Source organism: Novosphingobium sediminicola (genome assembly GCF_014196525.1).
Classification (GTDB): domain Bacteria; phylum Pseudomonadota; class Alphaproteobacteria; order Sphingomonadales; family Sphingomonadaceae; genus Novosphingobium; species Novosphingobium sediminicola.
Window position 1 is genome coordinate 13237 of sequence record NZ_JACIDX010000023.1, and the last position, 22117, is coordinate 35353.

Consider the following 22117-nt stretch of genomic DNA (forward strand, 5'->3'; position numbering starts at 1 on the left):
TCCAATGTTTGCGCTATCATTTATCAAAGGAAAAACGCGCAGTCCACCGCCTCATCCTGCAAATTAGCCTGCGTCGAATGGCGATTTTCGATTGATGATAGCTAACGATAGCGCTATCAAAGAATCATCGTGATGGCCCGCCTCAAGAGGGCCACAGCAAATGAGGATGTCGAACGTGAAGGGAAAGATTTCCACCCTTGGCGCTGCCGTTGTGCTGGCCGCGCTACTGCCCACCCACGCCTTTGGCGCCGAAGATGCCCCCGGCGCCCCTGCCTCAGCCTTTCGCGATCAACCGCTGGTGACCAGCATCTATACCGCCGACCCTTCGGCCCATGTGTTTGGCGGCAAGATCTATGTCTATCCCTCGCACGATATCCCGACGGACATTCCCAATGACGATCTGGGCAACCAATACGCGATGCGCGACTATCGCGTGCTGCGCATGGACCGCATCGGCGGCAAGGTGACGATCGGGCCGGTGGCGCTGGATGTGAAGAATGTGCCCTGGGCCAGCCAACAGATGTGGGCGCCCGACGCGGCCTACAGGAACGGCACCTATTACCTCTACTTCCCCGCGCGCGACAAGACCAAGGACAAGAACGGTCTCGGCACTTTCCGCATCGGCGTGGCCACATCGAAAAGCCCGATGGGGCCGTTCAAGGCCGAACCCAAACCCATCGCGGGCAGCTATTCGATGGACCCGGCCGTCTTCACCGACACAGACGGCAAGAGCTATATGTATTTCGGCGGCATCTGGGGCGGCCAGCTTCAGCGCTGGGCCGGCGGCAAGTTCGACCCCAATGGTTCGGACACCGACCTTGGCCGGAATGACCAGCCCGCGCTGTCTGGCAAGGTGGCGCGCATGGGCGCCGATATGAAGAGCTTTGCCGAAAAGCCGCGCGATGCGGTGATTCTGGACGAAAATGGCAAGCCGGTCCTGACCGGCGACCATGAGCGGCGCTTCTTTGAAGCATCATGGATGTTCACGCGCGGCGGCAAATATTACTACACCTATTCCACCGGCGACACGCATTTCCTGAACTATGCGATCGGCGACAACCCTTATGGCCCGTTCAAATATACCGGCCATATCCTGAAGCCGGTTCAGGGCTGGACCACCCATCATTCGATCATTCAGGCCAACGGTAAATGGTGGCTGTTCTATGCCGATACCCAGCTTTCGAACAAAAACCATCTGCGCAATGTGAAGGTGACCGAGCTGACCTTTAACGCCGATGGCACGATCCAGACCATCGATCCGCTGCAGGCGCGCTGACCCCATGTTTCTGGGCATAGATATCGGCACCAGCGGGGTGAAAGCCGTGGTGACCGCCAGCGACGGGCGCGTCCTTTCGCAATGCAGCGCGGCGCTTTCGGTTTCGCGGCCGCAGGAATTGTGGTCGCAGCAGGCGCCCGATGACTGGGTGGATGCCACGCATCGCGCGGTGCTGGGGCTGGATGCAGGATTGCGCCGCGCGGTGGCGGCCATCGGCCTTGCAGGGCAAATGCATGGCGCCACCTTGCTGGGCGCCGATGACCGCCCCTTGCGCCCCGCGATCCTGTGGAACGATGGGCGCAGCCATGCGCAATGCGCCGCGCTGGAGGCCGCCGAGCCGCAAAGCCGCGCGATCACCGGCAACATTGCCATGCCCGGCTTCACCGCGCCCAAGCTGCTCTGGGTGCACGAACATGAACCGAAAGTGTTTGCCGCCACCAAAACGGTGCTGCTGCCCAAGGATTATGTCCGCCTTGCTCTGACCGGCGAAAAGGCCAGCGACATGTCGGATGCCGCCGGGACGCTGTGGCTCGATGTGGCCCGCCGTGCCTGGTCAGAGGCCATGCTGGGCGCCACCGGACTGACGCTTGATCATATGCCGCGCCTGTATGAAGGGCCGCAGATCACCGGCCATCTGCGCGCCGAAGTGGCTGCACAATGGAGTATGGAGACCGTGCCCGTGGTGGCGGGCGCGGGCGACAATGCGGCGGGCGCCTTGGGCGTGGGCGTGACGGGCGAGGGGCAAGGCATGCTCTCGCTGGGTACATCGGGCGTGATCTTTGTTGCGGGCGATGCGTTCCGGCCCAATCCGGCGCGCGCTGTCCATGCCTTTTGCCATGCCTTGCCCGGTGTGTGGCATCAGATGAGCGTGCATCTTTCGGCCGCCTCCTGCATCGACTGGGCAGCGTCGGCCTGTCAGGTGCCCGGCCCGGCGGAATTCTTCGCCCTGGCCGAAAGCGCGGGGCCATGCGCAGGGCCGGAACTGTTCCTGCCCTATCTTTCGGGCGAACGCACACCGCATAATGACCCGCATCTGCGCGCAGGCTTTGTCGGGCTGAGCCATGAGACCACCACCGCCCGCCTTGCCGCCGCCGTGCTGGAGGGCGTGGCTTTTGCCCATGCCGACGGCATCGACGCCCTGCGCGAGGCGGGTACGCAGATCGAGGAACTGGCCGTGATCGGCGGCGGTTCGCGCTCGCTCCATTGGGGCCATATTCTGGCCAGTGTGCTGGGCGTGCGCCTGCTCTATCTCGAAGGCGGCGAAGTCGGCCCGGCGCTGGGCGCGGCGCGCCTGGCCCAACTGGGTACGGGCGGCGATCCGGCCTCCATCTGCACCCGCCCGCCGATCCGCGCCGCCATCGAGCCGGACCTCGATCTGGCCGCCCGCCTTGCCCCTCAGCGCCAACGCTTTCAACGCGCCACATGGGCGCTGCGTCAACTTCAGGAGAAATTTTGATGTCTGCCGCCTATTTCGCCGAATTTGACACGGTCCGCTATGAAGGCCCCGATGCCGCCAGCGATCTGGCCTACCGCTGGTATGACAAGGACCGCATGGTCTTTGGCAAGCGGATGGAAGACTATCTGCGCTTTGCGGTCTGCTTCTGGCACACCTTCTGCTGGCCGGGCAGCGATGTGTTCGGCGCGGGCACGTTCAACCGTCCATGGCTGATGGGCCCGGAGGATGAGGCCGCCGCCCGCGCCAAGCGCGAGGCCGCCCTCGCCTTTGTCGAAAAGCTCGACCTGCCCTTTTACTGCTTCCACGATGTCGACGTGATGGCGCCTGCCGACAGCATCGGGGATTTCCGCAAGAGCTTTGCTCTGGCCGTCGATCATCTGGAGGAATTGCAGGCCAAGCATGGCCGCAAGCTGCTGTGGGGCACGGCCAATCTGTTCAGCCACCCGCGCTATCTGGCGGGCGCCGCCACTTCCCCACGCCCCGAAGTCTATGCCTGGGCCGCCAGCCAGGTCCGCGACGCGCTGGAGGCCACGCATCGTTTGGGCGGCGCGAATTACGTGCTGTGGGGCGGGCGCGAAGGCTATGACACGATCCTCAACACCAATCTGGCAGTGGAGCAGGAGAATTTCGGCCGCTTCCTGCAACTGGTGGTCGAACACAAGCACAAGATCGGTTTTTCCGGCACGATCCTGATCGAGCCCAAGCCGCATGAGCCCACCAAGCACCAGTATGATTTCGACACCCAGACCGTGTACGGATTCCTCAAGCGCTTTGGCCTTGAGGGCGAGGTGAAGGTCAATATCGAGGCCAATCACGCCACGCTTTCGGGCCATACGTTCGAGCATGAAATCGCCATGGCGGGGGCGCTGGGCATCCTTGGTTCGATCGACGCCAATCGCGGCGATCCCCAGAATGGCTGGGACACCGACCAGTTCCCCAACTCGGTCGAGGAACTGACGCTGGCCTGTATCGAGATCGAGCGGGCGGGCGGCTTCACCACCGGCGGCTTCAATTTCGACGCCAAGGTGCGCCGTCAGTCGGTGGATGCGGCAGACCTGCTGCATGGCCATGTCGGCGGGGTGGATGTCATCGCCCGGTCGCTGCTGCGCGCCGAGGCGATCATCAAGGACGGCCGCCTCGACGCTTTCCGCGCCGAACGCTATGCCGGCTGGAGCAGCGATCTGGGCAAGAATATCAAGGGAGGTGATCTGGCCTCGATTGCCGATATGGCCGTGGCGGGCAATCTGGCGCCCCAGCCGGTTTCCGGGCGGCAGGAATGGCTGGAAAACCTGATCAACCGTTTCTGACCGGGCCGGCTGTGATTCCAAGGGAAAGGGGGCCTATCGCCTCCTTTCCCTCTGCGGTCACGCGGGCAGACAATTATTTTATCATCAGACTATTTAAATCTTCGGGATCGGCGCTCATCGTGTTTGAATATCCCGAAATTCAAGCCATAATTTCACAGTCGCCATTAGAATTCCATTTTTGAACGCATAAAATGATAGCGTGAACATCGATTCTCTGGCATTTAATCAGACCAATAAAAGAGCCCTTTCCAGAGGATTGCCATGAAACGAATATCCTGCGCCGCCGCATTTGCGGCCTCGCTGCTGCTCGCCCCGCTCTGCGCCCGCGCCGCGTCGGTTTCTACCCCGCTTTCCCCCTATTTCGCCCCGGTCGCCACCCCCTCCGCCAGCCCTGATCAGGACGGTTTCCTGCACCGCTGGCTGGTGCTGGAACCGATTGCCAAGCCAAACCGCAGCAATCAGGGCTTTACCAGCGCCTATGTCCGCGACGCCTTTGCCAAGGCCGCCCTGCCCGGCGGCGCGACGGCCATCCCGCGCGATGGACAGACGATGCGCATAGGCGGGCAAAGCCTGCAATGGCATGCGCTGGACGCTGGCCTGTTTGACGCCAAACTGTTCTATCTGGCGCAAGGACTGGGCAAACCGACCTATGGCGTGATCTTCTGGGCCACCACCATTATCGAAAGCGACCGTGAGATCGCCGACGCGCATCTGGCGGTGGGGTCGAATTCGGCCTCAATGTGGTGGCTGAACGGCGCGGAAACCGCCGCCCTGTTCGGCGACCGGCGGATGGTGATGGATGATGCCGTCTCGCCGCGTGTCACGCTGCACAAGGGGCGCAATATCCTGCGCGGCGCGATCATCAACGGGCCGGGGCTCAGCGATTTCTGCGCCCGCTTTGTTGATGATGCGGGTCGCCCGATCACTGATCTGCGGATCACGACGCGCTGATCGCTCCCTTTTATTACGGAATGATCGTCATGAAAAAACACCTGATCCCCGCGCTCTGCCTTGCCGCCCTGACGGCGGGCGGCGCCAAGGCCCAGCTTGAGGGCGAACCCTTTATCCACGACCCTTCGACCATCGCTTTTTCGGACGGCCAATATTACACCTTCGGCACGGGCGAAGGCGGGCTGGTGTCGGCCGACGGCTGGACATGGCACAAGGGCGGCGTGCGCCCCGGCGGCGGCGTCGCGCCCGACACGATCAGGATCGGTGATCGCTATTACGTCGCCTATGCCGTGGGCGGCGGGGGCATGAACGGCGGCCATGCCAGCAATGTCAAAGTGATGTGGACCAAATCGCTCGATCCCAAATCGCCCGATTTTGCCTATCATGACGTGGGTATCGTCGCCTCCAGCGACGGCAAGGAACCTTGCGACGCCATCGACCCGGCCTTCCTCTATGCCGACGGCCATCTCTGGCTCAGCTACGGCACCTATTTCGGCTATATCCGCATGGTCGAACTGGACCCCGCCACCGGCCAGCGCGTCGCGGGCAACCAGCCGGTGGACATCGCCATCGACCTTGAAGCCACCGCACTGATGCATCGCGACGGCTGGTATTATCTGCTGGGCACGCAGGGCACCTGCTGCGACGGGCCGAATTCGACCTATAACATCCGCGTGGGCCGCTCGCGCAATCCGCTGGGCCCCTATGTCGACAATTTCGGCGTGCCTATGCTCAAGGGCGGCGGCAAGCTGGTGTGGGGCGCACATGGGCGGGGCCTTGGCGCGGGCCATTTCGGTCTGGTCGATCTGGGCGACGGGGTGGAGAAATTCTCCTTCCATTGGGAAGCCGACATGGACCGTTCGGGGCGCAGCGTGCTGGCCATCCTGCCGCTGACCTGGAAGAATGGCTGGCCGGTGGGTCAGGAAAACCTGCGCCCCGGCACTTATGAGATCCAGTCCGAACGCGGCGGCGCGCTGGAACTGGCGGTGGACGAGGTGCGCCTGCCCTTCGATTTCCGCAAAAGCTGGTTCCGCAATCCCGCCGACGGGCCGGACAAGCCGCTGCCCGATCAGACGCTGGAGGAAAACAGCAAGGTTTGGCCCAAGGGCCCCATTGCGGTGGACATGGGCGATTATATGGTCCGCCCGCATCAGCATTGGACCATCAGCCCGGTGAAAGAGGCGGGCGGCTATATGGGTGCGCCCTATGTAAAGATCACGATTGCCGGGACCGAGCGCGCGCTGGCCGCGACGCCTGCGGGCGAGGTCATCACCGTGCCCGCTTTCACCGGAGCGTCCGAACAGCTTTGGCGCATCGACCAGCTTTCCGACGGCACCTATCGCATCATCCCGCGAGGCACGCCTGATCCGCGCGCGCCGCTGGTGCTGGCCGCCGCGGGGCGCAGCACGGCCCGTCTGGTGCGCTTTGCGCCCGACAGCGATGCCGGACGCTGGACCTTCCGCCTGCCCTGAAACCCACAAGAGGCCGCGAGAGAGAATGGCCCGACCGGAGAGGATATCATGACCCAAACCGCATCAGACAGCATCATCACCGACCGGCGCGGCGCTCTGGCCGCCGCCGGGCTCGGCATCAGCCTTGCCGCCTCGCCCGCCATCGCCAAACCGGCGGCAAAAGCCCCCGCCATCCACACCAGCGGCGATTGCTCCACCCCGCATTCCGCCATCGTCCCCACCCGCTATGGCAAGGTGCGCGGCTATGTCAGCGACGGCGTGTTCACCTTCAAGGGCGTGCCCTATGGCGACACCACCGCCGGGGCCAACCGCTGGCTGCGCCCCCGGCCGCCCAAGGTGTGGGAGGGGGAATATCCCGCCCTTGCCTATGGCGCCAATTGCCCGCAGACGCTGCACAGTTTCCGCGCCATCGAGCATACGTTCATCCAGCAATGGACCGACGGCTTTCTGGGCGAGGACATGCTCAAGCTCAACATCTGGACCGGATCGCTGTCGGGGTCGAAACCGGTGATGGTTTATCTGCACGGCGGGGGATTTTCCTTCGGCTCCTCCTATGAACTTGCCTCGCATGATGGGGCGCAGATGGCGCGCCATCATGATGTGGTGCAGGTGTCGGTCAACCACCGGCTCAATGTGCTGGGCTTTCTCGATCTGGCCGAATTTGGCGGTGATGCCTATGCCGATTCCGTCAATGTCAGCATGCTCGATCTGGTCTTTGCGCTGGAATGGGTGCGCGACAATATCCGCGCCTTTGGCGGCGACCCGGACCGCGTGACGATCTATGGCCAATCGGGCGGCGGGTCGAAAGTGACCACGCTGATGGGCATGCCCGCGGCCAAGGGGCTGTTTCACCGCGCCATTGTGCAATCGGGCGGCGGGGGCAATATCCCTTCCGCCGAGCAGTCGCGCGATTTCTCGCGTCAGGTGCTGCGCGAACTGGGCGTGGCGCAGGGAGACATGGCGGCCTTGCAGAAGATGGAATGGCAAAGGCTGTTCGAGGCGGGAAATAGCGTCGCCACGCGGATCAATGGGCCGATGCGCCCCGGCGTGCTGCAACCGGGCGGCAGCGCCAGCCCCACCCCGCGCATAGGCTGGGCGCCGACGATGGACATGCGCAACATCACCTGCCGCTCGTTTCACGATGTGGCGCCGCCCGCCGCGCGCGACATCCCCGTCATCATCGGCAATGTCAGCGAGGAAGGCACCAGCCTTGGTCGCAATCCCAGCGAGGCCGAATGGCGCGCGCAACTGGCCGAGGCGCTGGGCGGGGCCAAGGCCGATGCATTGATCGCCGCGATGAAAAAGGCGCATCCGGAAAAAGCGATACGCACCCTCTCCTATGGGGTGGGCGGCCTGTCAGGACGCAACAATGTGAACCGCATGGTCAAGCTGCGCCATGATGCGGGCGGTGCGCCAGCCTATCAATATCTGTTTCAATGGCAAACGCCGATCCTCGATGGCATTCCGGGCGCATGGCACACGGCCGAACTGGCCTTTTGCTTCGACAACACAAAAATCTGCGATCAGGCCACCGGCAACACGCCCGAGGCCCAGAGCATAGCCCGCAAAATGGCCGGGGCATGGGCCGCCTTTGCCCATACCGGCAGACCCGATCAGCCGGGGCTGGCCTGGGCGCCCAGCGATCCGGTGCATTGCCGGACCATGGTATTCGACACCCAATGCCGGATGGAGAACGACCCCGAAGGCGCGGTGCGCCGCCTCCTGCTGACCCAGGCCTGACGGGGGCGCTCTGGACAAAGGCAGGAAAACCGCCATAGGCTGCGCCCTGCGGGAGGGCCCTTGGCGGTGAAGCAAAAGCCAGTGCAGGAGTATCAGGCAACGGAACGGGTGGATAAAGCGCTGCGAATTCATGGCTCTATTGCCCGCGATTTGGGCATTGCCATTGTCACCGGCCATTATCCCCCCGGCCATATCCTGTCCAGCGAAGTGAATTTTGCCCAGCAAAACAACATCTCGCGCACAGCCTATCGCGAGGCGATCCGCATTCTGGCCGCCAAGGGGCTGGTGGAAAGCAAGCCCAAGACGGGCACGCGCATCACCGATCCCTCGCGCTGGCATATGCTGGACCCTGATGTGCTGGCCTGGACCTTTGAAGGCGAGCCGACGCAGAGCTTTATCGACGACCTGTTCGAATTGCGCATGGTGATCGAACCGGCAGCGGCCGAACTGGCCGCCCGGCGCCGCAATGGTCAGCAACTGGCGCAAATGGGCCATGCGCTGGAGGAAATGGCGCGCCACGGTCTGGCCACCGCCGCCGGACAGGCCGCCGACCAGAGCTTTCACAGCACCTTGCTGAGCGCCACCCGCAATGCCTCGCTGATCTCGCTGGCCAGTTCGATCGGCGCAGCGGTGCGCTGGACCACTATCTACAAGCAGCGCAAGCGCAAACTGCCCCGCGATCCTGTGCCCGACCATCGCGTGCTCTTCGATGCGATTGCCGATGCCGATCCGGCCGCCGCCCGCGCCGCCATGGTGCGGCTGATCGAACTGGCGCTCGAGGACATCGGCCTTTCGATTTAGGCCGGGATGGCGGCGCCCGCCCGGCGCCGCCATCTGCCGCTTATTTCGTTATCGACACGCGATAGATCATCGTATGGGCATAGGGGTGCTGCGCATCGATGCGCGCCGAACCAAAGGCGGGCTGGTTGGGCGTATCGGGGAATTTCTGCGGCTCCAGCGCGATGCCGTCGCCCATGCGATAGATGTGGCGGTTCTTGCCCAGCATCGTGCCATCGATGAAATTGCCGGTATAGAACTGGACCCCCGGCTCGGTCGAAAGCACCTCCAGCACCCGGCCCGAGGCCCGGTCGGCCAGAAGCGCCAAGAGCTTGGGCGCCTTGGTCAGCCCAGCGTCGATGGCGAAATTGTGGTCATAGCCGCGCGCGATCGCCAATTGCTCGTCATGCCCGTCACGCAAGGCCTGACCCACCACGCGCCCCTTGCGGAAATCAAAGGGTGTGCCCGCCACCGCGCGTAATTCGCCGGTGGGGATCAGCGCGGCATTGACCGGCGTGTAATGGGCCGCAGGAATGGTCAGCACCTCGTCCATGGCATCACGCGGGCCGCCCTCGCCCGCCAGATTGAACAGGGCGTGATTGGTCATGTTCACAATGGTCGGCTTGTCGGTTTTGGCGGCAAAGGCGATGGTCAGATTGCCCGCCTCGTCCAGTGAATAGGTAACCGTCGCATCCAGCGTGCCGGGATAGCCGCTGTCGCCGTCGGGGCTGATATGGCGCAGCACCACCGAGGCCACCTTGCCCGAAGTCACGCTTTCCACCTTCCACAACTGGCGGTCGAAACCCTTGCCGCCGCCATGCAGGCTGTTCACCCTGTCATTGAGCGGGAGCTGGTAGGTCTGCCCGTCCAGCGTGAATTTGCCGCCCGCGATCCGGTTGGCATAGCGCCCCACCGTAACGCCGAAAAAGGATTGGCGCGCCTCATAGGCCCCGGCGTCGGGCAGGCCGATGACGATATCCGCCGATTTGCCATGACGGTCGGGCGCCATGAATTTCTGCAGAGCGGCGCCATAGGCCAGAATGCGCGCCGAAACCCCATGACCATTGGCCAGCGCGATCGCCTCGACTGCGCGCCCGTCGGCCAGCCTGCCGCCATCCTCGCGCCGGGCCGTGGCGGCCTGCGCCGAGCCCGACAGGGTTGCCGCCACCATGGCCGATCCGGCCCAATGTTTCCAATTCATCGCATGCTCTCCATGGCTATTTTGCCTAATTTATAATCATGCTATATCAAAACTCAATAAGAGCCGATAAAATTCTATTTATTTCATAATATTGTTATTTTATATTTATTTATTCAATAAATTTATGCTGGATGATCTTCAAAATCAGCGTTATATAATTCGACTTATTACAATAACGGGACCCGAGGATGACCTTCAGCCGCCGCGAATATCTGGCCGCCAGCGCTTCGTTGCTGGGCCGACCCGCCATGAGCGCCCTGCCCCGCAGGGCTGCGCCCGCCCCCATCCCCGAAGAGCACCGCCTGTGGTACACCGATCCGGCCAAGGTCTGGACGGAGGCGCTGCCGGTCGGAAATGGCCGGATCGGCGCCATGATCTTTGGCGGAACGCGCCATGAGCGCCTGCAGCTCAACGAGGATACGCTGTGGAGCGGCGGCCCCTATGACCCGATCAATCCGCAGGCAGCCGAAACCGTGCCGCAGGTGCGCGCGCTGATCGCGAAGGGCGACTATGCCGCCGCGCAGGCGCTGGCCAATGCCGCGATGATGGGCCGCCCGCTGCACCAGATGGCCTATCAGACGCTGGGCGACCTGTTGATCGACATGCTCTTTGACGGCCCGACCGATGCCTATCGCCGCGAACTGGACCTTGACGCCGCCATCGCCACCACCCGCTTTGCCGCAGGCGGCGTCGCTGTCGAGCGCGAGATCTTCGCCTCGCCCGCCGATCAGGTCATCGCCCTGCGCATGTATGCCAAGGGCGGTCTGATGCCCCCCATGACACTGCGCCTGCAAAGCCCGCAGGTGGCCAAGGCCGAGGCGCAGGGCGACAATATTCTGCTCTCCGGCCAAGGCGGTGCAGCCGAGGGCATTTCCGGCGCGCTGCGCTTTGCCGCCCGCCTGCGCATCATCGCTCCGGGGGCCACATGGCGCGCGCAGGGCGATGCCCTTCATGTCGATCCCGCCCGCGAGGTCATCCTGCTGCTGGCCATGGCCACCAGCTATCGCGGGCCCAAAGACGTATCGGGCGATCCGCAGGCCATCACCGCGCATCAGATCGCCGCCGCATCGGCGCTGCCCTTTGCCGCCCTGCGCCAACGCCATCTGGCCCAGCATCGCCGCCTTTACCGCAGCGCCGCGCTGCAACTGACACGGGGCAAGGGTGCGGCCCTCCCCACCGATCAGCGCATCGCGGCCAATGAGAGCGAAGACGACCCTGCGCTGGCCGCGCTCTATTTCCATTATGCGCGCTACCTGCTGATCTGCTCGTCCCGCCCCGGATGTCAGGCGGCCAATCTGCAAGGCATATGGAACGACAAGACCAACCCGCCATGGGGATCGAAATATACGATCAATATCAACACCCAGATGAATTACTGGCCCGCCGATCCGGTGGGTCTGGCCGAATGTTTCGAGCCCTTGCTGCGCCTGACGCGGGAATTGGCGCAAACGGGCAAGGAAACGGCGCGGCGCATGTATGGCGCGCGCGGTTGGGTGGCCCATCACAACACCGATCTGTGGCGCGCGACCGCACCCATCGACGGCGCGGCATGGGGCCTGTGGCCGATGGGCGGCGCATGGCTGTGCAACATGCTGTGGGATCGCTGGGACTACGGACGGGACCGGGCCTATCTGGAGTCCATCTATCCGCTGCTGCACGGGGCCTGCCTGTTCTTTCTCGACACTTTGCAGCCCTCGGCCCAAGGGCTGGTCACTTCCCCTTCGATCTCGCCGGAGAACCAGCATCCCTTTGGCGCCTCGGTCTGCGCCGGACCGGCCATGGACCGCCAGATCCTGCGCGACCTGTTTGCGCGTACGATCAGTGCGGCCGGGGAACTGGGCAAGGATGCCGATTTCGCCGCGCAATTGGCCAAGGCCCGCGCCGCGCTGGCCCCGGATCGCATCGGCAAAAGCGGGCAATTGCAGGAATGGCTGGAGGATTGGGACGATGCCGCCCCCGAACCCAACCATCGCCACGTCTCGCACCTCTATGCCCTCTATCCCAGCCAGCAGATTGCGCCCGACACGACGCCCGATCTGGCCCGCGCAGCCCGTGTCTCGCTGGAAAAGCGCGGGGATGAATCGACCGGCTGGGCCACGGCATGGCGTATCGCGCTGTGGGCCCGGCTGGGCGATGGCGAGAGGGCGCATCGCATTCTGCGCTTTCTGCTGGGCCGGGGGCGAACCTATCCCAACCTGCTCGACGCTCACCCGCCGTTTCAGATCGACGGCAATTTCGGCGGCTGTGCGGCCATGGCCGAAATGCTGATCAACAGCCGTGAAGGGATGATCCATCTGCTGCCCGCCCTGCCCTCGGCCTGGCGCGAGGGCGCGGTCAGGGGGCTCATCGCGCGTGGCGGGGTGCGGGTGGATCTCGTCTGGCGGCAGGGGATGCTGGCCGAGGCGATCCTGACCAGCGCGCGGGCGCAGGACTGCAAGATACGGCTGGGCGACGTGTCGCGCGGAGTCCGGCTGACGCCGGGGCGGATGCTGCGGCTCAAAGGCCCTCATCTGACGCCTGCCTGAAAAAGGGGGCCGGCAGCATTGCGCTGCCGGCCCTTCAGTCGTCCCCCCTGGGTCGCCGGGGGATTGAGCGGGGGGATCAAAGCGGAAGATCGGTCGATTTGGCCACATCGAATTCGCCCGCAACGCCGGGCAGGCCGCTGTCGGGCTGGCCGCCGCCAAGGGTGAGCTGGTAATGCCCGGCAAGCACCTGACGCCGCCCATCGGCCGTCACCGCCGACAGATCGCGGGGCGAGAGGTCCAGCGTAATCTGGCGGCTTTCACCGGCCTTGAGCGAAACGCGCTGAAACCCGCGCAGGGCGATGCGCGGCGCGCCGGGCAATTGCGGAACCTTGAGATAAAGCTGCACCACCTCGTCGCCATCGCGCGCGCCGGTGTTGCGCACCTGCGCGGTCACGCGGATACCCTTGGCGGCCTCGCCATCCACCGGCGCGATCTGCGGCGCGGAATAGGCAAAGCTGGTATAGCTCAGCCCATAGCCGAAACCATAGACCGGGGTGCCGGTGAAATAGCGATAGGTGCGGCCCTGCATCGAATAATCGTCAAAGGGCGGCAGATCCTTGACATCGCGATAGAAGGTCAAAGGCAGACGCCCCGCCGGATTGGCCGCGCCCGACAGCACGTCGGCCACCGCCAAGCCGCCCGACTGGCCCGGATACCAAGCCTCCAGAATGGCATTGGCATTGTCCTTGGCCCAGCCCAGATTGATCGGGCTGCCGTTCATCGTCACCACGGCCAGCGGTTTGCCCCAAGCCTTTGCCCTGGCCAGCAATTCGCGCTGATCGGCGGGCAGTTCGAGCGAGGTCTTGTCGCCCCCGTCAAAGCCCTCGATCTTGATCGGCATTTCCTCGCCTTCCAGCTCAGCGGTCAGCCCCACCACGGCCAGCACGACATCGGCATCCTTCACCGCGCGGGCCATGTCGCCATAGGTGTCATGCGAAATCCGTTTCCAGAACATGCCGGGCGAGGCCGCGCCGCCGCCCTCCATGTCGAAATGCATTTTATAGCGCTGACCCTTTTTCAGATCGACATCGACAAATTCGGGCCGCTCGCCCCACAGCGAGTAGCGGTCGGATTTGACCGTCGGCTTGCCGTCGATATCGATGGCGCCCTTCACCGCCGTGACGGCAAGGCGATAGGTGCCGGTGTCCGGCGCTACGAAATAGCCGTCCCATACAACCTTGTAGGCGTCGGCCACCTGCTTCAGTTCCGAAGCCTTGGTCGACAGGTTGGTCTCGATGCGGGTCACCACCGGCTTGGCGGCGAATTTGCGCTCGCCGCGCGGGGCGTTGGGGTCCATTACATTGTAATAGGCCGCGCGCAGGCCCGGCTTGCCGTCGGGCGTGACGAAATGGCCATCAGGCACCAGATCGCCATCGGTGATCGAGGACGAGAACGGCACATGGACAATGGTCGCCTTGGGGAAAGCGCGGTGCAGGCCGTCCAGCACCGAGACCGGCGGAGCGCTGGCCGCCGAGGAATAATTGCCGCGCAGCACACGCGTGGCATCGGCCAGCGGCCCCACCACCACGATTTTCGAATTGGGGCGCAGCGGCAGCAATCCGTCATTCTTGAGCAGCACCATGCTCTGCGTCGCCGTTTTCAGCGCCAGCGCGCCGTTTTGCGGCGTACCGATGGCGCTGACCGGCACCATCGAGAGCTGGCGCGCGGCAAGGCCCGGCAGGTCGCCATTGCGATAGCGGGCCGAGAACAGGCGGACCAGCGCGCGGTCGAGATCAGCTTCGGTCAGCAAGCCCCGCTTGAGCGCGGCCATATAGCGATCACCCAGCCCCTTGGCCTCGCCGATGGTGCCGGTGTGGCATTCATTGTCGACGCCGGTGCGGAAAGCCGCCGCCACGCCTGCGGCCGGATCGGTGGCATATTTGTGATGGTCGGCAATATCGACCACCGCATCGCAATCCGAAACAACATAGCCGGTAAAGCCCCATGCCCCGCGCAGATGGTCCTTCAATAGGTCATTGCTGGCGCAGGCGGGCTGGCCGTCGATGCGGTTATAGGCGCACATGATCGAGCCGGCGTGCCCCTCGACAATCGCGGCGCGGAAGGCGGGCAGATAGGTGTCCTCAAGATCATGGCGCGAGACAAAGACATTGGCCGCATGGCGCGTGGATTCCGGGCCGGAATGCACGGCAAAATGCTTCGGCGTGGCCACCACATCGGGCAGGTCGGGATTGTCGCCCTGCATCCCGGTGACAAAGGCAACGCCCATATGCGCGGTCAGGAACGGGTCCTCGCCATAGGTCTCCTGTCCCCGGCCCCAGCGCGGATCGCGATAGATGTTGATGTTGGGCGACCAGGTATCCAGCCCGGTGCCGATCTTGCCCAGATGGCCGGTTTCGCGGCCCAGCGTGTGGAGGGCGCGGACCTCGACGCTGATCGTGCGCGCCACATCATGGATGAGCGGCGCGTTGAACGTGGCGGCAAGGCCGACAGGTTCGGGGAAATTGGTGGTGGGTACCGCGCCGATCGCGCCATGCAGGCTTTCCGTCCACCAGTTATAGGCCGGGATATTCAGGCGCGGGATCGCCGGGGCCACATTGACCAGTTGCGCCACCTTTTCCTCGGTGGTCAGCTTGCCCACCAGATCAGCGGCCATTTTGTCGGCCTGCGCCACCGGACTTGCGCTTTGGGCCAAAGACGTCTGCGGCAGGGCCAGCAGCAGGGCGGCGGCAAGAGTGGCGCGCGAAACGGGCACGCGCGAGGCATTCAGAAAATTGGACACACAATTCTCCCCTGAGGCATGATCGGATGGCGGGGCGCCGACATGGCGCCCGGGCGATCACACCGGCTGAAGTCCGTATTGGGCTATCTTTTCAATCAGATCGCGATGGCGCGGCAGGCGCGAAAGCAGCTTTTGCGTCATATCGCGGTTTTCGCGCAGCGCGCGCGCGGCCTCGTGCGCCTCGGGCCGCAGATGCCCGCGCTCGACCTCACTGCGGAAACCCATGCCATAGAGGACATATTGATAGGAGGCAGGCGGGAACACCTCGTCCACCCGGTCGAATTCGTCATGGAACCACGGCGGCTGATAGCGCCAGAGACGCAGCAGATCCTGCAACCGCTGGGGGATGCTGGCCGGGTCCATGTTGTCGCGCCAGAAAGCGGTGTCGCGCCGCTTGCTAAGCACATAATGGAGTTTCAGGAAATCGATGATCCGGCCCCAGCGGTAATGGGTTTTTTCATTGAACCTGTCGGCCACAATGTCCATCACCTCGCGGTTGGCGGGCATCTGTTCGGCAATCAGCTTGGCGGACAGCTCGATCAGCATGATGGCCGAAGCCTCCAGCGGTTCAAGGAAACCCGCCGCCATGCCCACGGCCACGCAATTGCGCTTCCAGAAGGTCTCGCGATGGCCCGCCCGGATCCTGATCTTGCGCGCGGGCAGATCCTTGCCCTGTGGCCCCAGATAGGCGCGCAATTCGGCCTCGGCCTCATCATCGCTGATATGGCGGCTGGAAAACACATGACCCACCCCGCGCCGCGTCGGCAGGCCGATGTCCCAGATCCAGCCCGCCGACTGGGCGGTGGAAATCGTGTGGGTGGAAATCGGCGTATCAGGCGCGGGATAGGGCACCTGCACCGCCAATGCCGTGTCGCAAAACAGAATATCGCTGCAATCGCGGAAACCCACGCCCAGCGTGCGGTCCAGCAGGAGGCCATGCGTGCCGGTGCAGTCGATGAAAAGATCGCCCTCGATCTCGCCCGCCTGCATCGTCACAATGGATTTGATATCGCCGTTTTCATGCTGGATCACATCCTGCACATCGGCGGGGACATAACGCACGCCCAGCTTTTGCGTGCAATGGCGCTGCATAAAGGGGGCGAATTTGCCCGCGTCCAGATGATAGGCGTAATTGGTCAACGCCTCATATTCAGCGGTGCTGACGGTCTTGGGCGCAAGACCGTGATCGCACACCTGCCCCTGCGGACAGACCGCGTCGCAAAAGCTCTCGTTGCTCTCTGCGGCCAGCCAATGGGGCACCAGATTCATCTGGCCAAAGCGCTGGGGCAGGACGAGCGGATGGTAATAGGCGTCATCCGGGGCGCCGGTGGTCCATTTGGCGAAAAGCGCGCCCTGTTTGAAGGCGGCGTCACATTCGCGGAAGAAGTCGGTTTCCGAAACACCGACCTTTTTCAGGGTCTGGCGCATGGTCGGCCATGTGCCCTCGCCCACGCCGATGATCGGGACATCCGGCGATTCCACCAGCGTCACGGTGAAATCTGCGGGTATCCGCCCCTGATGCCGGGCGGCAATGATCGCGGCGGTCAGCCAACCGGCCGTGCCCCCGCCCACAATCACCACATTGCGCACCGCGTGAACCATTCCCCTGCTCCGATGCTTGTTATGATGGCGGGCGGCGCCGGAAACCCCGGCGCCGCCTTTGCCTTATGTCCGATTAATAGTGGAAGCGGGCGCCGAAAACAAACCGGCGGCCATAGGACCACGTATCAAGCGGCTGGTTCGACCAACGGCCATAGGTGCTGTAGGTCGAATTGTTGAGGTTGGTGCCCTCGACAAAGACCGTCACCTGTTTGGTGAAGTCATAGCTGGCGCTGGCATCGACCTGAACTTGCTGGTTCACATTGACCGGTTCGGCGCCAAAGGTGCCGCCCTGCGTCTGGCCCAGCGTCAGCAGATAGCTGTCGCGCCAGTTGACGGCCACACGGGCCTGAATGCCATGCTTGTCATAGAAGCCGACAAAGTTGGCCGAATTGGCAAGGCCGGTGATCGCAAAGGCCGCACCCGAAATATCGGATGTGTCGAAATTGCGATTGGTCTTGACCAGCGTGGCATTGGCGTTGAAGCCGAAGCCGCTATCGCCGAACACGTGCTGCAACGCGATTTCCACCCCCTTGACCACGCCGTCCGGCCCGTTGATCTTGCCGTTGACTTGGAACTGGGCAGTCTGCCCGGTGAAGGGATCGGTCACGCCGTTGATCGATTGGGTGCTGACCCCGCCCACGATGAAGTTCGAGATATACTTCAGGAAGCCGTTGACCGCGAAATACGAGTTCTTCTTGTAGTAATACTCGGCCGCAACGTCGAAATTATCCGACAGATAGGGCTTGAGGCTGGCATTGCCGCCCGATGCGGCAAGGCTGCCCTTGCGCATCGTGCCCAGCGTGATGTTCGGCTTGAGATAGCTGAGCGCAGGGCGCGTGAGCGTGCGCGAGGCATCGGCGCGCAGCGTCAGCTTGGAGGTCACCTCCAGCTTGGCATCGAAACTGGGCAGCAGATAGTTGTAGTTGGTGGTCTTGATGATCGCCTGCTGCGGCGTGTACGAACCCACCGTGATCAGCGTGGGGTCGGTCGTCACGGTGATCAGATTGGCCGGCAGCGTGCCGATGGCCGAAGCCTCAAGATGGGTGAATTCATCGCGCAGGCCCGCCGAGAAGTGGAACGGCATCCCGGCCAGTTCGGCATCCATCGCCACCTTGAACCAACCGGCCCACGTCTGTTCCTTCACGCCCAGCACCGTGCTGGGATCAAAGGCGGGCGCCGTGCCCACACCCGTGGGATCAAGCAGCTTGTAGACCGCATAGGGGTCATACTTGATGAGCGCGGGCGCCACATTGCCCGAATAGCCGGGAATGAAACCCGAAGTATTGATCAGCCCCTGATAGATGCTGGCAGGCAGCGGCGCGATCGAACCGGTGCGGCCCGAGGGCGCGCCATAACCGGCATAGCGGGCGAAAGTGCCGTTGACGAAGGTGTTCTGGCTTTCCTGATGGAACTTGTCTTCCGAATAGCGGATGCCGAAATCAATCTTCAGATTGTCCTGCTGCCACCTGCCCCCGGCTTTGAACTGCTTGACCAGATCGGTGTAATAGTTCGCGCCGCGCACGATCACGTGGTTGCCGATAAGAGCCTGATTGGTGAAGGCCGCCGCATTGCCCGCCGGGCCAACATCATGGATGCTGGGCAGGTAATTGGCGCTGCTGCCCATCATGGTCGCGCCGGTGTTGGCGCCCAGAATGGTGGAATAGCGGGTGCAGACGCCATTGGTGCAGGGCGTGGACACAAAGGAGCCATTCGGATCGACATTGCTGCCGCCATAGCCGATGTCCATATTGTCATTATAGCCGTTGTTGCCCGGATTCAGCACCGAGCGCGACAGGGCGGCGTCAAAGTCGAACTTCAGATTGTCGGTCGCTTCCCACTTCAGGTTGGCGCCCACCATGTTGGTCTGGTTGATCGTGCGCTGAATGCCCGCGTTGAAGTCCATCGGCGTGCCGAACTGGTTGAAATCGGTGACTGTGCCGTTGGCATCAAACTTCACATTGCGCAGGTCATCGCCGTTGAACCACGCGCCATAGCCATAGCTTTGCGAATGGATGACCTGACGGCTGAAATTGTCGTCAATGGTCAGCAGCAGCTTGTCATTGGCCTGCCACTGGAAGGCGATGCGGCCATCGATGCGTTCATCCTGCGTGGAGACCTGATTGGCGCCGATCTGCTGGGGGAACCAGCCCACCTTGCTCCAGTTGGCCGCATTGGAAAGCTGGGCATCTGTGCAGGCCGCATTGACCTGACAGGTGTTGAACTGCTTGCCGATCCAGCCGGGGATGAAGACCTGATTGGACGTAGTGTCGGCGCGGCGATAGGCCACATAGCCAAGCAGACCCACCTTATCATCGGCAAATGTATTGCTCAGCAACAGCCCGCCCGAAGGCACCACCTTGCCATTGCGGTCCTGCACCGAACCGGAGGCTTTGGCCGCCATCTGGAAACCGGTGCGATCAAACGGCTTGGGCAGGCTGACGTCCAGCGTCGCGCCGATGGCGCTCGATCCCAGCGTCACGTCGGGCGTCTTGTAGACGCTCATCCGGCTGACGAAATCGGAACCGATCGTGGTGAAATCCACCCCGCGATTGCCCGAAGCGGTCGACAGGTGGCGACCATCGAACTGGGTATCGTTAAAATCGCCGCCAAAGCCGCGAACGGTCACGCCATTGGCCTCGCCGCGCTGGCCCGAACGCTGGATCGAGATGCCCGGCAGGCGCTGGAGCGAGTCGGCCACGTTCGAATCGGGGAATTTACCGATATCTTCGGCCGAAATCGCGTCCACCACGCCCGATGCGGCGCGCTTGATATCCATATTGCGCTGAAGCGAGCCGCGAATACCGGTAACGATAATTTCGGGATCCGACGCATTGGGCTCTGCCGCATAAGCCGGCGCGGCCATGGCAACCGCCAGCGCGCCCATGCCGCCGGCGATCAACCACTTTGAAACTAATGTTTTTGCCATATCCTCTCCCCTTGAAGTCTGTTCTGGCGGCTCCCCCGCCCGGGGCGATGACACCTGCGCATTTTCCCGCCGACCCTCTTGCCGGATTGTCTGCGGATTCCTGCTGAATCATGGACACAGCCGTTCGACACGGCCTGCTTGCCTGGCAATTCACTCTCCAGCCGGTGCTGTATCGTCACCTTGCACTCTGCCTCTAGCGAAGTTAGGTAGCGCTATCAAGCCCAATTAGTCTGGGTAATCGTCGAGCGTAGATGGTGTTGCGAATTACACACACATAAAGCGAGCAAAATGGGCATAACTGCAAAGTCTGCTTGCCCGATTGCACCGCTTTCCCGCATAGTTAGCGTAAACGAAGGGAGAGGAAATTGGTGGAAAAACTTGAAGCGCTCAACAGCGTGGCCCATCGCGATCTGCGTATTCATCCAATGACAGGAGCCCATCCCCATTTTGTCCAGATTACGTTGATTGAAGCAGAAAAAGCGGCTTCATGTTGTCCGCTCTTCTTTGCCAAAAGCCCCGAAACTGGCCGGTTCGGACTGGGCGCCCTTTTCGGCTTTGCCGCAGGCGAAGTGCTGGTCGAAGGGGCCAATGAAGCCAATGCCGCGTTTCTGCCCTGCAATATCCAGCGTCAGGGCTTTTTTGCCGATAATACTGATATTGTGGTGGATTTGGCAGATCCCCGCTTTGCGCCGGGCGGCACGATCTCGCTGTTCGACGCCGATGGCAACCCCAGCGACGAAATGCGCCTGATCCAACGCGCGGTGGGTGTGATGGTGCAACAAACCCCACCAACACAAGCATTTATCGATGAAATGCTGCGGCTGCACATCATCGAACCGGTCGATATCACGCTCAATTTCGACGATGGCGCCAAGGTGTCGCTTGAAGGGCTCTATACGATCAGCGGCGACGCGCTCAACGCTCTGGCCGATGAAGATATCCTCCGACTATTCCGCAAGGGCTGGCTGCAGGTCGCCTTGACCATTCGCGGCTCGCTGCAACAGGTGGCCGTGCTGGCGCGCCGCCGCAACGAACGACTGGTGGGCGCCTGAGCATGGCGGCCCGGTTGCGCGAATGGGCCGCCGAAGACCCTGCCTTGTCCGACCCGGCGCGGTTTCGCGAAACGGTGGCGATGGCCGGAGAACCGGTGGTGATTCGCGGCTATGCTCAGGACTGGCCGCTGCGGCGCGCGGCCCGGATTTCCGACCTTGCCGCCTGCGACTATCTGCGCCAGCATGACGGCGGAAAGCGACCGCAGGTGATGCTGGGCGATCCGGCCATCGCAGGGCGTTATTTCTATCGCGACGGCCTCGACGGGTTCAATTTCGAGCGAGTCGAGATGAGCATCGACGAAGCCCTGCAGCGCATGCTGGACTGCGCGGCCGATCCCGCCCTGCCCTCGGCCTATCTGGGATCGCTGGTCGCCCCGGCCTATTTGCCCGGCATGACTGCCCAGCATCAGCCCGCTCTGGTGCCGCAGGGCGTGGCAATGCGGCTTTGGATCGGCAATGCCTCGCATGTGGCATGTCATTATGATGGCTATGAAAATTTTGCCTGTGTACTGGCGGGGCGACGACGCTTCACGCTTTATCCGCCCGATGCGATCGGCGATCTTTATGTCGGCCCGATTGATTTCACACTGGCGGGCCAGCCAGTGAGCATGGCGGCCGGGGATTGCAATCACCCCGAACGCTATCCCCGCTTTGCCCGCGCCGAGTCGCGCAAACTGGTGGTGGACCTGGAGCCGGGCGATGCGCTCTATCTGCCCAAATTATGGTGGCATCAGGTCGAGGCCACCGCGCCTTTCAACATCATGGCCAATTTCTGGTGGGACGCCTTTGCCATAGGGCCGGATGCGCCGATGCTGGCCATGCTGTTTGCCATGATCACGCTGGGCGAGAGGCCGCAGGCGGACCGGGAAGCCTTTCGCGCCTATTTCGACCATTTCGTGTTTCGGCCCGACGGGCATCCGCTGGCCCATTTGCCGGAGGAAAAGCGGGGCGTGCTGCGCGATCTGGCCGGGGGCGGCTATGGCCAGATCCGGGCGATGATCATGCGCGCCCTGCGCGGACAATAAGCATCCGCTTGACAGAAGCGCGTCGTTATTTAGTCTGATTATAAATCATCCGTATTCGCCTTTGCCG

At 63.0% G+C, this 22117-nt stretch carries 14 protein-coding genes; 10 read left to right on the forward strand and 4 right to left on the reverse strand.

The genetic code is table 11. The features are described from left to right. Nucleotides 1-175 precede the first annotated feature (175 nt). The 7 genes from GGR38_RS21520 to GGR38_RS21550 all read left to right on the forward strand — a co-directional run bounded on the left by GGR38_RS21520 (nucleotide 176) and on the right by GGR38_RS21550 (nucleotide 9003). Entirely contained in the window at nucleotides 176-1276 is a 1101-nt protein-coding gene (locus tag GGR38_RS21520) for a glycoside hydrolase family 43 protein (protein WP_343059196.1), read from the forward strand. Between the two features lie 4 nt (nucleotides 1277-1280). After that, complete coding sequence (gene xylB, locus GGR38_RS21525) at nucleotides 1281-2732, forward strand: xylulokinase (RefSeq protein ID WP_183628650.1); 1452 nt, start codon at nucleotides 1281-1283, stop codon at nucleotides 2730-2732. After that, a complete protein-coding gene (gene xylA / locus GGR38_RS21530; RefSeq protein ID WP_183628652.1) occupies nucleotides 2732-4039 on the forward strand; it encodes a xylose isomerase in 1308 nt (435 codons plus the stop codon). Before xylB ends, xylA begins: the two co-directional genes overlap by 1 nt. Before the next feature lie 261 nt (nucleotides 4040-4300). After that, a complete protein-coding gene (locus GGR38_RS21535; protein ID WP_183628654.1) occupies nucleotides 4301-4990 on the forward strand; it encodes an acetylxylan esterase in 690 nt (229 codons plus the stop codon). Nucleotides 4991-5019: 29 nt separating this feature from the next. Then, nucleotides 5020-6462, forward strand: a complete 1443-nt coding sequence (locus GGR38_RS21540; protein ID WP_221227203.1) for a family 43 glycosylhydrolase — start codon at nucleotides 5020-5022, stop codon at nucleotides 6460-6462. Between the two features lie 48 nt (nucleotides 6463-6510). After that, nucleotides 6511-8202, forward strand: a complete 1692-nt coding sequence (locus GGR38_RS21545; protein ID WP_183628657.1) for a carboxylesterase/lipase family protein — start codon at nucleotides 6511-6513, stop codon at nucleotides 8200-8202. Nucleotides 8203-8268: 66 nt separating this feature from the next. Next, a complete protein-coding gene (locus GGR38_RS21550; RefSeq protein ID WP_425497080.1) occupies nucleotides 8269-9003 on the forward strand; it encodes a FadR/GntR family transcriptional regulator in 735 nt (244 codons plus the stop codon). Between the two features lie 40 nt (nucleotides 9004-9043). Here the strand turns inward: GGR38_RS21550 and GGR38_RS21555 are convergent, their stop codons facing one another. Further along, on the reverse strand, nucleotides 9044-10180 hold the full coding sequence (locus tag GGR38_RS21555; RefSeq protein WP_183628661.1) for an aldose epimerase family protein: 1137 nt from the start codon (nucleotides 10178-10180) through the stop codon (nucleotides 9044-9046). A gap of 188 nt (nucleotides 10181-10368) precedes the next feature. Between GGR38_RS21555 and GGR38_RS21560 the strand changes: the two genes are divergently transcribed. Beyond that, nucleotides 10369-12705, forward strand: coding sequence for a glycoside hydrolase family 95 protein (locus GGR38_RS21560; protein ID WP_183628663.1), 2337 nt, complete (start codon nucleotides 10369-10371; stop codon nucleotides 12703-12705). A gap of 76 nt (nucleotides 12706-12781) precedes the next feature. Here the strand turns inward: GGR38_RS21560 and GGR38_RS21565 are convergent, their stop codons facing one another. The 3 genes from GGR38_RS21565 to GGR38_RS21575 form a co-directional block, all read right to left on the reverse strand. After that, nucleotides 12782-15445 carry a glycoside hydrolase family 3 C-terminal domain-containing protein gene (locus GGR38_RS21565; protein WP_425497081.1) on the reverse strand — a complete coding sequence of 888 codons (2664 nt, stop codon included), beginning with the start codon at nucleotides 15443-15445 and terminating at the stop codon, nucleotides 12782-12784. Between the two features lie 57 nt (nucleotides 15446-15502). Next, nucleotides 15503-17047 carry a tryptophan halogenase family protein gene (locus tag GGR38_RS21570; RefSeq protein WP_183628665.1) on the reverse strand — a complete coding sequence of 515 codons (1545 nt, stop codon included), beginning with the start codon at nucleotides 17045-17047 and terminating at the stop codon, nucleotides 15503-15505. A 73-nt stretch (nucleotides 17048-17120) separates the two neighbouring features. Then, nucleotides 17121-19973: a TonB-dependent receptor gene (locus tag GGR38_RS21575; RefSeq protein WP_183628667.1), complete on the reverse strand. Its 2853-nt coding sequence runs from the start codon at nucleotides 19971-19973 to the stop codon at nucleotides 17121-17123. A gap of 368 nt (nucleotides 19974-20341) precedes the next feature. Between GGR38_RS21575 and GGR38_RS21580 the strand changes: the two genes are divergently transcribed. Together GGR38_RS21580 and GGR38_RS21585 are read left to right on the forward strand one after the other, a co-directional pair. After that, nucleotides 20342-21025: a SapC family protein gene (locus tag GGR38_RS21580; RefSeq protein ID WP_183628669.1), complete on the forward strand. Its 684-nt coding sequence runs from the start codon at nucleotides 20342-20344 to the stop codon at nucleotides 21023-21025. A gap of 2 nt (nucleotides 21026-21027) precedes the next feature. Beyond that, nucleotides 21028-22050, forward strand: a complete 1023-nt coding sequence (locus tag GGR38_RS21585; protein ID WP_183628671.1) for a cupin-like domain-containing protein — start codon at nucleotides 21028-21030, stop codon at nucleotides 22048-22050. Nucleotides 22051-22117: the final 67 nt, after the last annotated feature.

Bases quoted from the DNA above. Each gene is read 5' to 3' on its own strand.
- GGR38_RS21555 (WP_183628661.1), bottom strand. From the start codon at position 10,180: ATGAATTGGAAACATTGGGCCGGATCGGCCATGGTGGCGGCAACCCTG.
- xylA (WP_183628652.1), top strand. From the start codon at position 2,732: ATGTCTGCCGCCTATTTCGCCGAATTTGACACGGTCCGCTATGAAGGC.
- GGR38_RS21540 (WP_221227203.1), top strand. From the start codon at position 5,020: ATGAAAAAACACCTGATCCCCGCGCTCTGCCTTGCCGCCCTGACGGCG.
- GGR38_RS21575 (WP_183628667.1), bottom strand. From the start codon at position 19,973: ATGGCAAAAACATTAGTTTCAAAGTGGTTGATCGCCGGCGGCATGGGC.
- GGR38_RS21570 (WP_183628665.1), bottom strand. From the start codon at position 17,047: ATGGTTCACGCGGTGCGCAATGTGGTGATTGTGGGCGGGGGCACGGCC.
- GGR38_RS21560 (WP_183628663.1), top strand. From the start codon at position 10,369: ATGACCTTCAGCCGCCGCGAATATCTGGCCGCCAGCGCTTCGTTGCTG.
- xylB (WP_183628650.1), top strand. From the start codon at position 1,281: ATGTTTCTGGGCATAGATATCGGCACCAGCGGGGTGAAAGCCGTGGTG.
- GGR38_RS21545 (WP_183628657.1), top strand. From the start codon at position 6,511: ATGACCCAAACCGCATCAGACAGCATCATCACCGACCGGCGCGGCGCT.
- GGR38_RS21535 (WP_183628654.1), top strand. From the start codon at position 4,301: ATGAAACGAATATCCTGCGCCGCCGCATTTGCGGCCTCGCTGCTGCTC.
- GGR38_RS21585 (WP_183628671.1), top strand. From the start codon at position 21,028: ATGGCGGCCCGGTTGCGCGAATGGGCCGCCGAAGACCCTGCCTTGTCC.